Source organism: Deltaproteobacteria bacterium (assembly GCA_029210625.1).
Classification (GTDB): domain Bacteria; phylum Myxococcota; class Myxococcia; order SLRQ01; family SLRQ01; genus JARGFU01.
This window is the reverse complement of record JARGFU010000008.1, coordinates 19625-33704: the sequence shown is the minus strand read 5'-3', so window position 1 is coordinate 33704 and position 14080 is coordinate 19625. Positions and strand designations below refer to the sequence as shown.

The following is a 14080-nucleotide window of genomic DNA, read 5'->3' as shown; positions in this document are numbered from 1 at the left end:
TAGCCCGGGGCCGCGTGCCTGAGAAGCCTTCAGGCCACCGCCAGGTAGTCGGGGCCCTCGCGCCAGCCGGCAGCGGCGAGGTGGGCGCGGATCTTCTCCCGGGCGCCGCGGCTGCCCACCGCGGCGAGCAGGAAGGCCTCGCCGGGCGGGGGCAGCGCTTCGAAGGAGAGGATCGGCGGCGAGGCGTCGGGCTTGAGCTTGCGCGGATCGACGTCGACGAAGAGGCGGGTGCGCACGCCCCCGGCCTCGAGGTCGCGGGAGAGGGCCTTGCCGAAGCGGCCGGCGCCCCACACGAGGACCTCGGAGCGCCCGGCCAGGGGGCCGCGCAGGAGGTGGTGCACCTTGCAGGCCCGGAAGGCCTCGGGCCGGTAGCGGGGGTGGGCGCGGGTGGCGCGGCCCGGGTGATCCCGCCAGCGCACGAGCACCTCGGGCAGCTTCGCCAGCCGCTGCCCGGCGCGCAGGCAGCGCAGCCAGAGGTCGTGGTCCTCGGGCCAGCCCCGCTCGCGGTAGCCGCCCACCGCGAGGATCGCCTCCCGTCGGAACATCACCGTGGGGTGCGCCAGCGGGCTCTCGACGAAGGCCTCCCGGGCGATGGCCTCGTGCTCGAGCAGGCCGTTGAGCCAGGCGTCGTAGCGGGCGAAGCCCTCGCCGATCGGGGCCTCCTCGCTGAAGCTCTCGACGCCGCAGCCCAGCACGGTCAGCGAGCGCGGCGCGCCCTCGAAGAAGCGGAGCTGGCGCTCGAGGCGCTCGGGCAGGATGCGGTCGTCGGCGTCCACCCGGGCGACGAGCGGGGCACTGCAGGCCTCGAGGCCCCGCTGGAGGGCGCCCGGCAGGCCGAGCGCTCCGGGGGAGAGGAGGAGCAGGTCGAGCCCGGCCTCGGCCGCGAGGGCCGAGAGCAGCGGGCCGCCCCCGTCCCGGGAGCCGTCGTCCACCGCCACCAGCTGGAAGGCGCGGTGGGTCTGGGCGCAGAGGTCGGCCACCAGGGTCGGCAGGTGGGCCGCCGCGTCCCGGAAGGGGAGGAGGAGCTGGAGCCTCCTCGATGTACTACAGTCAATCACTAAACTATGAAACGCTTGACCACCGGGTTTGAGGAGCCCATACTCCCCATATCGGGCCAATACCCCGAAAGAGCGGAGTGATAGCGATGTCCTATTCGGCCAGTGAGTTTATCGAATCAGTAAAGAAGAGCATCCGCGAGATCGACGTGGAGAGCCTGCAGCGGCGGCTCTCGGCCGCGAACCCGCCCCTGCTCCTGGACTGTCGCGAGGCCGACGAGTTTGCGCAAGGGATCATCGAGGGGGCCCGCACCGTGCCGCGGGGCCTGCTGGAGATGAAGATCGAGTCCCTCTCGCCCGACCGCGGCGCCCCGGTGGTGATCTACTGCGCCGTGGGGGCGCGCTCGGCCCTGGCCGCCAAGAGCCTCCAGGACCTGGGCTACACCGACGTGGTCTCGCTCGCCGGCGGCATCGGCGCCTGGAAGAGGGCGGGCCTTCCCCTCCACCGCGAGTGGCAGCTCACCCCCGAGCAGCGGATGCGCTACGCCCGCCACCTCTCCATGCCCGAGGTCGACGAGGCCGGGCAGAAGAAGCTGCTCGAGGCGCGGGTGCTCTGCATCGGCGCGGGGGGGCTCGGCTCCCCGGCGGCCCTCTACCTGGCCGCGGCCGGGGTCGGCACCATCGGCATCGTCGACGACGACGTGGTGGACGAGTCGAACCTCCAGCGGCAGGTGCTCCACAACACCGAGCGGGTCGGTCAGCCCAAGGTCGAGTCGGCGAAGGCGACCCTCGAGGCCCTCAACCCGGACGTCCGGGTCGAGATGCACCGGACGCGCCTGACCTCGCAGAACGTGATGGAGCTCTTCGCGGGCTACGACCTGATCCTGGATGGCTGCGACAACTTCCCGACCCGCTACCTCGTCAACGACGCCGCCGTCTTCCTGAAGAAGCCGGTGGTGCACGGGTCGATCTTCCGCTTCGAGGGGCAGTGCACCGTCTTCCACCCCGATCACGGTCCCTGCTACCGCTGCCTCTATCCCGAGCCGCCGCCTCCGGGGCTGGCGCCCTCCTGCGCCGAGGCCGGGGTCCTCGGGGTGCTGCCGGGGCTGGTCGGCAGCATGGAGTGCCTGGAGGCCATCAAGCTGATCCTCGGCATCGGCGAGGGGCTGGTGGGCAAGCTCTGGGCGGTGGACACCCTCTCGAACACCTTCCGCACCCTGAAGCTGCGCAAGGATCCCGACTGCCCGGTCTGCGGGGAGAAGGCGACGATCACCGAGCTGATCGACTACGAGGCCTTCTGCTCCCTGGCGGCCTGAGGCGGGACGACGACTACCGGGCTGGGGGCCCTGGACGCCGGAGCCTCGGGGGGGGCTCCGGCGTCCCTTTTGGTTCCACCGCTCGCTCGGAGGCCGCGCCTCGTGCGATAGTCCTCGAAGATGTAAGGCAGCGCGGGAGGGGTCTCGACGCCGCCTTGCAGAGGAACTTCGAGCGAAGGAGGCACGGGAAGGGTGTCACGGATCGGTGCCCAGGGGGGAGCGCCCCCGCCGGGGCGTGAGGAGGATCTCCGGGCGATCCTGACCCTCCTGGACGAGCACCGGGTCGTCGGGGTGGTGGCCGGCCGGGGCATGGGCCGGACGATCCTCCTGGAGACCATCGCCGATCTCTACGGTGTCCCCTGCTTCCGGGGCCGGCCTCCCGAGGAGGTCGAGGTGGGCGACCTCGTGGTCCTCGACGACGCCCAGAACCTGGGCCGCCGGGCGCTCGGCGCGCTGCTGCGCCGGGTGGTGGAGGCCGACGGCCGGGCGCTCATCGCCCTCTACTCGGTCACCCAGGCGCCGCGCCGGGTGAAGCCCTACCGCCTCACCACCCTCGGGGAGGAGGCGAGCTGGGGCCTCCTCGAGGGCCGGAGGGGGCTGCGGACCGCGCAGGCCAGCGCGGTCCTGCTGCGCTGCGCCGGGCACCCGGCCCTCCTGCGCCGGGCCGGGCGCTGGCTGGGGCGCGCGCGCCGCGACCAGAAGATCGAGGTCCTCGACAAGGTGCTCGCCGGAGAGGTGCAGGGCGCCTACCTGGAGCCGCTGGGGAGCGCCGCTCACCGGGAGGCCGCCCTGCTCGCGGCGGCCGGAGGCTGGCTCCCCGACGGGCTGCCTCTGCGCGGCTTCACCAGCGGGACCGGACAGCTCGTCGAGGCCGGGCTCGCCGAGCGGGTGGACGGCGCGCTGGTCGCCAGCCCCCTGCTGCTGGTGGCGCACTGGCCTGAGCCCACCGAGGCCCGCCGCCGCACGGCCCTCGCGGAGCTGCGCCGCCGCCGGGTCCTCGACCGCAGCCTGGTCCGGCTGGCCGAGGCGCACCTCTTCCACGGTCTCGGTGCGCCCGAGGAGGCCCTCGAGGCCGCCCGGGAGGCCCAGCGCGCCAGCCGCGGCAAGGTCGCCTCCATCGTCTTCCAGCGCGCCATCGAGCGCCTGGCCCTCGAGGCCGACGGCGCCCTCGGCGCCTGCGCCGGCCTCGCCAGCGTCGCCCTCGCCTTCGGGCGCCACCACGACATCCGGCGGACCCGGGGCGAGATCACGGCGCTGCAGAAGGAGGGCGCCTTCGCGCCGCCCGAGCACCGTGAGGCGGAGACCTTCCTCGGCTTCCTCCTCCTCGAGGAGCGCAAGCTCGAGGAGGCGGCCCTCGCCCTGCGGCAGAGCGCGGCCCGGGCGGCGAAGGAGGGCGACGCCTACGGCGAGGCCTATGCCCTGCTCTGGGAGGTGTGGGCCCGGATCACCGGGGACGAGCTGCAGGCCGCCGAGCCCCTGGCCCGCCGCGCCGCGAGCCTGGCCCGGGAGTGCTCCGCGCCGGCCCTCGAGGTGCGCGCGCTCCACGTGCAGGCGCGGATCGAGGCCCTGGAGGGTGAGATCGACTCGGCGCTGCGCCACCTCAAGCCGGCGCTGAAGCTCGCCCGGCGCCACAACCTCGACGACGATCAGCTGATCGTGCTGGGCACCCTGGCCGAGCTCTCGGGCCGGCAGGGCCGGCCGAGCGAGGCGGCCGACTGGCTCGAGGCCGCCGACGCCATCCTCGCGCGGGGGCACCCCACCCAGCGCCGGGGCAACCTCGCCCTGACCCGGGCCGAGATCGCCCTGCGGCGAGGGCACGTGCGGGAGGCCCAGCGCATCCTCGCCAGCGCCGCGGCCGGGCTCTCCTCGATGCCCTGGACCAAGGACCAGCTCGAGGTCGAGGCCTCGCTCGCCGCGGCGGACTACGCCGGGGCGGCGCACCTGCTCGCCACCGCCGTGCCCCACCCCGGGCGGAGCCGGGAGTGGATCCGGCGCCGCGCCGCTGCGCTCGGGGTCCTGCAGCGCGAGGGTCTCTCGCCCCGGATCGACCTCGGCGAGTTCGAGGGCGATCCCCTCTCGGTGCTCATGCTCCACCGCGCGCGGGCCGAGCTCGCCGAGGCGGGGGAGCTCCTCGAGGAGCTCGAGAGCCGGCTGCCCCGGGAGGATCTCTCGGCTCTGCCTCTCCTCCACGCCGAGTCGATCGCCGTGCGCCTCCTCCAGGGGCGGCTGCGCGAGGCCGCCGAGAGCGTCGCCCTCCTGCGCGATCACTTCGCGGCCGAGGCGGCCTCCACCGCGGCCATGCTCCTCCTCGAGGGCGTCGTCGAGCTGATCCGGGGCCGCCCGGCCGAGGCCGCCCGTCGGGCGCTGCGGGCCCACCGGGCCGGGATGCAGCTCGGCCAGCTCCGGATGGGGCTCTTCGCCCTCGAACTGCTCGCGGTCGCCCACCTCACCCTCGGCCGGGACCGCGGCCTCGGGACGGTCCTCGGCCGCGCCCGCCGCCTGGCGGACGGGGCGCGCAGCCCGGCGCGCTGCGCCCGGGTGGCGGCCCTGCGCGTCGCGCGGGCGCTGCGCCGGGGAGAGGAGCCGGCCACGGCCGATCTGCGGAAGGTCGAGAAGGGGCCCGACGCCCTGGCGCGCGCCCTCTGCGACGGGCTCCTGGGCCGGGAGGTGGACGCCTCCCTCCAGCCCATCGTCGAGGCCCTGCAGGGGATGGTGGCCGCCTCGGCGCCGGCGAGCGTGCCCTGGGCCCCCGAGCACGCGGGCACCGCCGAGCTGGAGCTGCGGGTCGCCAGCCGCGAGGTGAAGCTCGCGGGCGGCCGCACCGTCTCCTTCGCGCGCCGCCGCGTACTCTGGCGGGTGCTCACCGAGCTGATGGAGGCCGGCGGGGAGGCCGTCGAGCCCGAGAACCTCTACACCGCGGCCTGGCAGCTACCCTTCAACCAGAGCCGCCTCAACTCCCTCTACGTCGGCATCCGGCGGCTGCGCCTGCTGGTCGAGCCCGACCCCAGCGCGCCCCGGATCATCCTGGTGGGCCCCACCGGCGGCTACTACCTCGACACCGCCCGCGTCGAGCTGCGCTAGCCGGGAGACCTCCCCCCGGGTCAGCAGAAAGCGATGCCCAGGAGGATGGCGGTGAGGGCGAAGCCCCCGAGCAGCCAGACGATCGGCAGGTTCGCGTAGCTATCCGTCGGCTCGCTGCGCGGCGGCGGCCGGTAGGGATCCGAGGCGGGAGAGGGCAGCGGCGCCACCCCGCCCTCACCCGCGAAGGAGAGGGCGTGGGGATCGACGCCGGTGGGCTCGTCGTCGATCTCCTCGGCGAGGGTGTGCGCGGTCTCGCCGGAGGCCGAGTCGTCTCCCGGCGGGCGAAGGGAGGTGTGGGTGGCCACGTCCGAGTAGATCTCGGAGCCGTCCTCTTCCTCCTCGGCCTCGAGGCGCAGCCGGGCGTCGGCCGCGTCCGGCAGGGGCCTCGGCGGGCGCCGCCGCCGGGCCGAGTGGCTCAGGGCGTCGGCGGGCACCGGGGGCGGCAGCGAGCCGGGGCCGTCGAGGACCTCGCCGGGGAGCGTGTCCACGTCGGAGATCTCGACGGTGTGGGTCTCGGTGGGGGTGTGCTCCTCGACCTCGTCCTCGTCGTCGGGGAAGGGCGTGCCCAGGCGCGTGTCGTCGGAGGTGCTCGAGCGCCGCGGCTTCTGGCCGCTCTTCTTCGAACGCCGCGAGCGGGAGGGGGCGCGCTTCGGCTCCGGCGGTAGCTCGGGGACCTTCAGTCCCGTCGGGGTGTCGATGGAGTCGAACTCCGAGGCGGCGATGTAGTGCGAGGCCTCGCGGGCCGCGGCCAGATCCTCGGGCTCGCTCTGCAGGCGCCGGGCCGCGTCGGCGGCGTGGGGGAAGAGCTCGCCCATCCGCTCGCGCAGCTGCCGCTCGCCCCCCACCCAGCGGTGGTCGGCCATCACCCCCTCGAGCTCACCGAGGAAGGCGTCGGCGGTGGCCGGGCGCAGATCGGGGCGCTTCGACATGGCCCGCAGGATGATCACCGAGAGGTCGTCGTCGATGCCGCGCCGGACCAGGTGCGGCGGCGCCGGGGACTCCTGCACGATGCGCCGGAAGGTCTCCTCGTCGTTCCCCGAGACGCGGAAGGGGTGGCGCCCCACCACCAGGCGGTAGAGGAGCACGCCCACCGCGAAGATGTCGGCGCGCGGATCGATGGCCTGACCGAGGACCTGCTCGGGGGCCATGTAGGAGGGCTTGCCCTTGATGAAGCCCGGCTCGGTGACGATGGCCCGCATCTCCCCGCGGGCGATGCCGAAGTCCACCAGCTTCACCGTGCCGTCGAAGCCCAGGATGATGTTCTCGGGGGAGACGTCCCGGTGGACGATGCCCAGGTTGCGGCCGTCGGGGCCGGTGCGGTTGTGGGCGTGGGAGAGGCCGGCCAGCACCTTGGTGACGATGTGGACGGCCAGCGCCGGGGGCAGGGCGGCCTGCGCCTCCTGCTGGTGGAGCACCTGCAGCAGATCGCGGCCGGGGTTGTAGTCCAGCGCCAGGTAGGGGACGCCGCCGACCTCGCCCACGTCCAGCACGTGATCGAGGTTGGCGTGGTAGAGGTTGGCCAGCACCCGCGCCTCGTCGAGGAACATGCCCACGAAGGTCGGGTCGGTGGCCAGGGCCGGCAGCACCTGCTTGAGGGCCACCAGCCGCCGGGTGCCGGGCATCGCCTCGTAGTCGGCGAGGAAGACCTCGGCCATCCCACCCCGCCCCAGGGATTCCAGGAGGGTGTAGTTGCCGAAGGCCATGGGAAAGCGGGTGTCGATCAAGGGCTGCCTCTTCTACCGATGGTCTACCCCAGAAGGGTCCGCAATCCCACGGCTGCCAGGAAGAGCAGGGCCGCGGCGAGGAGGGCGGCCGCGCCGAGCACCGCCGGGGAGCGGTAGGCGGCGGGCAGGTGGTTCCAGTGATCCTCGAGGCTCCAGGGCTGGGCGCGCCGCGAGGGGATCGGCGGCAGCGGGAGGATCGGACCGGGATCCGGCTCCGGGGGCAGCTCCCGCCGCGCGTCCCGGGCGGGGCGGCCGGAGGGCGCGGGGAGGGGCCGCTCGCCCCGGGCCCGGTGCTCGGGGATGCGCTCGAAGCGGGTGGCGGCGCGCTCGAGCGCCTCGGCGCCGCCGTCCTCCGGAGTGGGCACGCGGGCCCCGATCACGGTCGCCATCTCCGGCGGCTCGTCGTCCGGAGCCTCGTCCTCCTCGGCCGCCGCGAGCTCGGGCACGGTGGCCAGCGCGGTGGCCGGCTCGAACTCGTGGTCCTCGGTGGCGGCGGCGCTCGGCTCCGGCTCCGGCCGGAGGGCCTGGGCCGTGACGGTCGCCGGCTCGGGCAGCTCCTCCGGCTCGTCCGGCTCGGGGTCGTGGGCCTGCTCCACCGCCGGGCTGCCCACGGTCACGTGGTAGGAGGTGGTGAGGAGGGCCTCCTCGTCGAAGGGATCCTCGGAGAGGGCCGCCCGGGCGTCGGCGGCCTCGGGGAAGAGCTCGAGCAGCCAGCGGGCCATGCCCTTCGGGGAGATCATCAGCTCCAGCCGGGCGGCGAGCGCCTCGAGCTCGCCGAGGAAGGTCTCGGCGCTCTGGGGCCGATCCGCGGGATCCTTCTCCATCAGGCGCGAGACCAGGATCGAGAGCTCCTCGGGGAAGTCGCCCTCCACCCGGTGCATGCTGCGGGGCGTGTGCTCGACCACCTTGTGGAAGACCCGCTCGGGGCTCGAGCCGGCGAAGGGGTGCCGGCCGGTCCCGGCCCGGTAGAGGAGGGTGCCCAGGGAGAAGAGGTCGGCCCGGGCGTCCACCTGCTCGCTCAGGATCTGCTCCGGGGCCATGTAGGGGGGCTTGCCCTTGAGGGTGCCGGCCTGGGTGCGGGCCACGCGCCCCTCGGCCACGGCGATGCCGAAGTCCACCAGCTTCACCTGGCCGTCGAAGGTGAGGATGACGTTGTCGGGCGAGACGTCGCGGTGGACGATGCCCCGCGGCCGTCCGTCGCCGGAGAGGCGGGTGTGGGCGTGGTCGAGGGCGGCGGCGACCTTGCGGCCGATCTCGCACCAGATCTCCAGGGGCAGGAACTCGTCCGCGGACTCCAGCCGCTGGAGCACGGTGGCCAGGTCCCGGCCCTCGATGTGCTCCATCGCCAGGAAGTAGCGGCCCTCGATCTCTCCCACGTCGAAGATGTGGCCGATGTTCGGGTGGTGCAGCTCCAGGGCGATGCGCAGCTCGTCGAGGAACATCTGCACGAAGCCCTCGTCGGCCTGCAGCTCGGGGTGCATCCGCTTCACGGCCAGGAGGCGAAGCACGCCCTCCATCTCCTGGCTGGCGAGCCAGACCTCCGCCATTCCCCCCTCGCCGAGGCGCTCCAGCAGCCGGTAGGGCCCGAAGCGCCCGGGTCGCGCTGATTCCGAGCCCGGCACGGGCGGGATCTTACCTCAATCCTCCAGCCCCATGAGCTTGAGGATCATCCGGTCGGTCTGCTCGAGCTTCTTGGAGACCCACTCGCCGGCGGTGTCGGGGTCCTCGTCGGCGATGGCCTGCACCACCGCGCGCCAGCCGTCGGCGAAGGAGGGCGGGGTGATCCACAGCCCCGGGTAGGCGTCGAGGAGGCTCAGGGTGACCTTCTCCAGGCTGTTGAAGAGCCAGAGGCCCCCCACGCTGTGGCTGGCCTCGGTGATCGCCCGGTAGAGGGCCAGCTCGAGGCGGGGCACCTGCACCCGGTCCTCGCGCTCGGCGGCCTCGAGCATCTCCGCGAGCAGCTTCTCGATCCGGACGACCTCGCCCGGGGTGGCGCGCCGGGCGGCCAGCACGACCGCCTCGCGGGCGACGAGCCGGCGGATGCGCAGCATGTCCGCCAGGAGCCGCGCCCGGTCCTCGCCCTCGGCGGCGAGGAAGAAGGGGGCGATGAGGTTGAGCTCCCCGGTCTTGCGGAAGTCGAGCACCCGCACCCCGTCGCCCTGGCGGGCCTTGACCAGCCCCTGGGCCTCGAGGGCGCGCAGCGCCTCGCGCAGGGTGTTGCGGTTGGTCCCCAGCTCGGCGGCCAGCTCCCGCTCGGGCGGCAGGCGCTCGCCCACCGGGATCGTCCCGCTCAGGATCTTCCTCTGCAGGTGCTCGATGATCTCGTCGGGGAACTTCTTCTTGTTGCTGCCGTCGTCGGTCATTCGCGCGTCCGGATCCTTCGGTGAGAATGTAGCCTCGATCGGCGCTCGCTGCAGGAGGGGGCTACTCGCCCCCGCCGCTCGTCGTCTCGGCGTCGCCCTCGCCCTCGTCGTCCGAGGGGGCCGGCGGCGCGCTCATCCGGGAGCGCAGCACCCGCAGGTCGTCCTCGAGGGTCTGCACCGCCCCCTCGATCTTCTCGCCGACCACCTCGCCCTCCCGCTTCAGGCGGGCGGCCAGGTCGTCGCGCATCTTCTCGATGCGCTCGAGCTCCGGAGCGAAGCGCCGGGAGGTCGTCTCGGGGAGGGTCTGGAGCTCCTGGCCGAGCTTCTGCAAGCGGCCGTTCAAGGTCGAGGTGTCCGCGGCGGGCTCCGCGGCCGGCGCCGGCGCCGGCGGAGGGGCGGGGGGCGCCTCGGCCTCCGGGACGGGACGCGCGCGAGCGCAGCCGGTGGTGCCCGATCCGATCACTCCGGCGGCGAGGGCGATCGCTGCGAGCAGGCTCGAAATGGTCTGACCGATCGGGCGGAATCGAGTGACGGGGGTCGTGTCGCGCATCGGGCTCACCTCGTGGAAACGCGCACTTTACCTCTACTTTCGCCTCCGAGGGGAGCCGTTCGGGGGAGGGAGAAAAGTTGACCCCGGAGGTGACCCCGCACACCATGCAATGTGTGGTCATGACCTGACCATGAGGTGCACGTGGTCGACTGTCCCGCAACTTATCCACAGCTGTGGATGGCCCCCTGTGGGCCGGGAGAGCCCCGACTTTCCGGGAGCTTGCCCGCGGCGCCCCTCCGCTCGTCCACAGGACGACCCACAATACCTGGGGGTGGGGGTGGGCTAAGCCACGATATTTGGTGCAGTTTTGCCTTGACGGGCGAGGCTCCGAATCGCTACATCCTGCCGCTACGTTCGAGCCGGGGCGTGGCCGCGGGCACTCCAGGAAAGGCCCTGGAGAGACCTCTCGAGGACGGGAAATCGAGGGTCTGCCGGCGGTCGGAACATCAATATTCGCGGGGCGAGGCTGGAGCGCGACCCCGCGGGCGGTCACGCCGATCCGGTGACGAGCTCCAGGCGAGCGGATGGGAAGCGAATCCATGACGGTGCGCGCCACGCAGGAAGAGGTCGTCGTGTCCGAGAACCAGCAGGCCGAGGGTCAGGAGGCCGCCAAGAAGGGCGGGAAGGCCAAGGTCCTCGCCAAGAAGGGGCTCACCTTCGAGCGGGTCTTCACCACCGAGGGGGTCGATCCCTTCGAGGAGGTCGACTGGACCCGCCGGGACGCGGTGATCCTCGACGGCAAGGGCGGCACGGTCTTCGAGCAGAAGGACGTCGAGGTCCCCCGCCACTGGTCGGTGATGGCCACCAACGTCGTGGCGTCCAAGTACTTCCGGGGCACCGAGGGCAGCCCCGATCGCGAGAGCTCGGTGCGGCAGCTCACCACCCGGGTGGTCGACACGATCACCGCCTGGGGCAAGAAGGGTGGCTACTTCCGCACGGAGAAGGACGCGGCGATCTTCCGGGACGAGCTGGTCCACCTGATCCTCGAGCAGAAGATGGCCTTCAACTCGCCGGTCTGGTTCAACGTCGGCGTCGAGGACGAGCCCCAGTGCTCGGCCTGCTTCATCAACTCGGTCGAGGACTCGATGACGAGCATCCTCACCCTCGCGCGCACCGAGGGGATGCTCTTCAAGTACGGCTCCGGCACCGGGACCAACCTCTCGACCATCCGCTCCTCCAAGGAGCTGCTCGCCGGTGGCGGCGAGGCCTCGGGCCCCGTCTCCTTCATGCGCGGCTACGACGCCTTCGCCGGCGTCATCAAGTCCGGCGGCAAGACCCGCCGGGCCGCCAAGATGGTCATCCTCAACGCCGACCACCCCGACATCGTCGAGTTCGTCGAGTCGAAGGCGCGCGAGGAGAAGAAGGCCTGGGCCCTGATCGACGCCGGCTACGACGGCTCCTTCAACGGCGAGGCCTACAACTCGGTCTTCTTCCAGAACGCGAACCACTCCGTCCGGGCCGACGACGACTTCATGCAGGCCGTGCTCGGCGACGGGGAGTGGACGACCCACGCGGTCACCGACGACTCGCCCCTCGAGGTGCACAGCGCCCGGGGCCTGATGGAGAAGATCTCCGACGCCGCCTGGATCTGCGGCGATCCGGGGATGCAGTTCCACAGCACGATCAACCGCTGGCACACCTGCAAGGACTCCGGCGAGATCAACGGCTCGAACCCCTGCGCCGAGTACATGTTCCTCGACGACAGCGCCTGCAACCTCGCCTCCCTGAACCTGGTGAAGTTCCGGCGCGAGGACGGCGAGCTGGACGTCGCGGCCTTCGAGGCCGCGGTCGAGGCGACGGTCACCGCGATGGAGATCATCGTCGGCGAGGCCTCCTACCCCACCGAGGCGATCGGCAAGAACAGCGAGGAGTACCGGCCCCTCGGGCTGGGCTACGCCAACCTCGGCGCCCTCCTGATGGCCCGCGGCCTGCCCTACGACTCGGAGACCGGCCGGGCCTACGCCGCGGCGATCACCGCCCTGATGACCGGCCGGGCCTACGCGCGCAGCGTCGAGCTGGCGAAGGTGAAGGACCCCTTCGAGCACTTCGTGAGGAACCAGGACTCGATGATGGGGGTCATGGGCCTGCACCGCGCCCACATCGAGATGATCGACGGCCGCGACACCCTGCCGGAGGATCTCCTCTTCGCCGCCCGCCACGCCTGGAACGAGGTCGTGGAGGAGGGCTCGGTCCACGGCATCCGCAACGCCCAGTCCACCGTGCTGGCCCCCACCGGCACCATCGGCTTCATGATGGACTGCGACACCACGGGCATCGAGCCGGACATCGCCCTGAAGAAGCACAAGAAGCTCGTGGGCGGCGGCGTGCTCGAGTACGTGAACCGCACCGTCCCCGAGGCCCTCGGGCGCCTCGGCTACACCCCCGAGGAGACGCAGGCCATCTGCGATCACCTCGACGAGAAGGGCACCATCGAGGGCGCGCCCTCCTTGCGCCCCGAGCACCTGCCGGTCTTCGACTGCGCCTTCGCCGCCCCCGGCGGCGGCCGCTCGATCCACTGGCGGGGCCACGTGAAGATGATGGCCGCGGTGCAGCCCTTCCTCTCGGGCGCCATCTCCAAGACCGTGAACATGCCTCACGACACCACGGCCGCGGAGATCTCCGACGCCTACATCGAGGCCTGGCGCCTCGGCCTGAAGGCCATCGCCATCTACCGTGACGGCTGCAAGCGCACCCAGCCCCTCTCCTCCGGCGCCGAGCAGAAGAAGGCGGAGAAGAAGCCCGAGGAGAGCGCCCCCAAGCGGCTCGACCGCCGGGAGCGCCTCGCCGACGAGCGGCAGGCCCTCACCCACAAGTTCTCGGTCGGCGGCCACGAGGGCTACCTCACCGTCGGGCTCTACGAGGACGGCCGGCCGGGCGAGATCTTCGTCACCATGTCCAAGGAGGGCTCGACCATCTCGGGCCTGATGGACGCCTTCGCCACGAGCATCTCGATGGCCCTGCAGTACGGCGTCCCCCTGAAGGTGCTGGTGGACAAGTTCACCCACACCCGCTTCGAGCCCTCGGGCTTCACCGGCCACCCGGAGATCCCCCTGGCCAAGTCCATCACCGACTACATCTTCCGGTGGATGGCGCTGAAGTTCTACACCGCCGACGATGCCCGCGCCGTCGGGGCGCGCCGCCCGAAGGCCGAGACCGAGCCGGCGGCTTCCTCCGAGCCCTCTCCGAAGGAGCCGGTGAAGGAGGCCCGGGGCGAGAAGGCCAACGGGAACGGGAAGGGCGGCGCCGCGCGCCGGGCCCCGGCCGAGATCCCCACGGCGCTCTTCCAGAGCGACGCCCCCCCCTGCATGGGCTGCGGCTCGATCATGGTGCGTAACGGGGCCTGCTACAAGTGCCTCAACTGCGGCTCCACTTCCGGGTGTAGCTAGGTCCCCTTCCTCCGTGCTAGGAGAGCGAGAGCCCGACTCGATGAGCCACCCCGCATCCCAGACCCAGACCCACCTCCGGCCCCTGGCCGAGGTCCACGACCTTCGGGCCTACCGCCAGGACCGGATCGAGGCCGCCCTCGAGGAGGCCCAGGAGCGGATGACCCGGGGGCATGAGGACGAGGCCCTCGAGGCGACCTTCCGCGCCCTCTCCCTCGACCCGCGCTCCTACGAGGCCCTCTCCCTGGCCGGCACCCTCCTGGCGATGCTCGGCGACGCCAAGGCCTCGGCGGTCTACACCCGGGAGGCCATCCGGGTGAAGCCGGGGAAGGCCGACGCCTACTACGACCTCGGCGCGACCCTCCTGGAGATCGACCAGGCCGACGAGGCCCTCGAGTGGCTCGACGCCGGCATCGAGAAGGCGGAGGGGAGGGACGACGACCTCACCGAGTTCCTCCACAGCGCGCGGATCGAGGCGCTGGTGCAACTCGGCCGCATGGACGAGGCCCAGTCCGCCCTCGAGACGGCCCGCACGCGCACCCGCGACGCCCTCGGGCTCCTCGAGGGCTGCGAGCAGGCCATCGCCCAGGGGCAGAAGAAGCCCCGCCTGCGCGTCGTCTAGGGTCCGCCCTCGTAGCGGCGAGGGACGCGCGCTGGCGCCCCTCGCC

9 protein-coding genes are annotated in these 14080 nt (G+C 72.6%); 4 read left to right on the top strand and 5 right to left on the bottom strand.

Annotated elements, in window-relative coordinates; genetic code table 11:
• Positions 1-29: 29 nt before the first annotated feature.
• On the bottom strand, positions 30-1058 hold the full coding sequence (locus tag P1V51_09020; GenBank protein ID MDF1563172.1) for a glycosyltransferase: 1029 nt from the start codon (positions 1056-1058) through the stop codon (positions 30-32).
• A gap of 86 nt (positions 1059-1144) precedes the next feature.
• Here P1V51_09020 and moeB point away from each other — a divergent pair, with 86 nt between their 5' ends.
• Together moeB and P1V51_09010 are read left to right on the top strand one after the other, a co-directional pair.
• Positions 1145-2311, top strand: coding sequence for a molybdopterin-synthase adenylyltransferase MoeB (gene moeB, locus P1V51_09015; protein MDF1563171.1), 1167 nt, complete (start codon positions 1145-1147; stop codon positions 2309-2311).
• Positions 2312-2503: 192 nt separating this feature from the next.
• Positions 2504-5392, top strand: coding sequence for a winged helix-turn-helix domain-containing protein (locus P1V51_09010; protein ID MDF1563170.1), 2889 nt, complete (start codon positions 2504-2506; stop codon positions 5390-5392).
• 20 nt (positions 5393-5412) lie between these two features.
• On the opposite strand, the gene P1V51_09005 is transcribed toward P1V51_09010, so the two are convergent.
• From P1V51_09005 to P1V51_08990, 4 genes are all read right to left on the bottom strand, one after another.
• The gene (locus tag P1V51_09005) at positions 5413-7116 is read right to left on the bottom strand and encodes a protein kinase (protein MDF1563169.1); all 1704 of its coding nucleotides are present in this window, start codon (positions 7114-7116) and stop codon (positions 5413-5415) included.
• Between the two features lie 23 nt (positions 7117-7139).
• Positions 7140-8738: a serine/threonine-protein kinase gene (locus tag P1V51_09000; protein MDF1563168.1), complete on the bottom strand. Its 1599-nt coding sequence runs from the start codon at positions 8736-8738 to the stop codon at positions 7140-7142.
• Between the two features lie 15 nt (positions 8739-8753).
• The gene (locus P1V51_08995) at positions 8754-9479 is read right to left on the bottom strand and encodes a GntR family transcriptional regulator (protein ID MDF1563167.1); all 726 of its coding nucleotides are present in this window, start codon (positions 9477-9479) and stop codon (positions 8754-8756) included.
• Between the two features lie 61 nt (positions 9480-9540).
• On the bottom strand, positions 9541-10029 hold the full coding sequence (locus P1V51_08990) for a hypothetical protein (protein ID MDF1563166.1): 489 nt from the start codon (positions 10027-10029) through the stop codon (positions 9541-9543).
• A gap of 524 nt (positions 10030-10553) precedes the next feature.
• Here P1V51_08990 and P1V51_08985 point away from each other — a divergent pair.
• Together P1V51_08985 and P1V51_08980 are read left to right on the top strand one after the other, a co-directional pair.
• Entirely contained in the window at positions 10554-13415 is a 2862-nt protein-coding gene (locus P1V51_08985; protein ID MDF1563165.1) for a vitamin B12-dependent ribonucleotide reductase, read from the top strand.
• A 40-nt stretch (positions 13416-13455) separates the two neighbouring features.
• The gene (locus P1V51_08980) at positions 13456-14034 is read left to right on the top strand and encodes a hypothetical protein (protein ID MDF1563164.1); all 579 of its coding nucleotides are present in this window, start codon (positions 13456-13458) and stop codon (positions 14032-14034) included.
• The last annotated feature ends 46 nt before the right edge of the window (positions 14035-14080 follow it).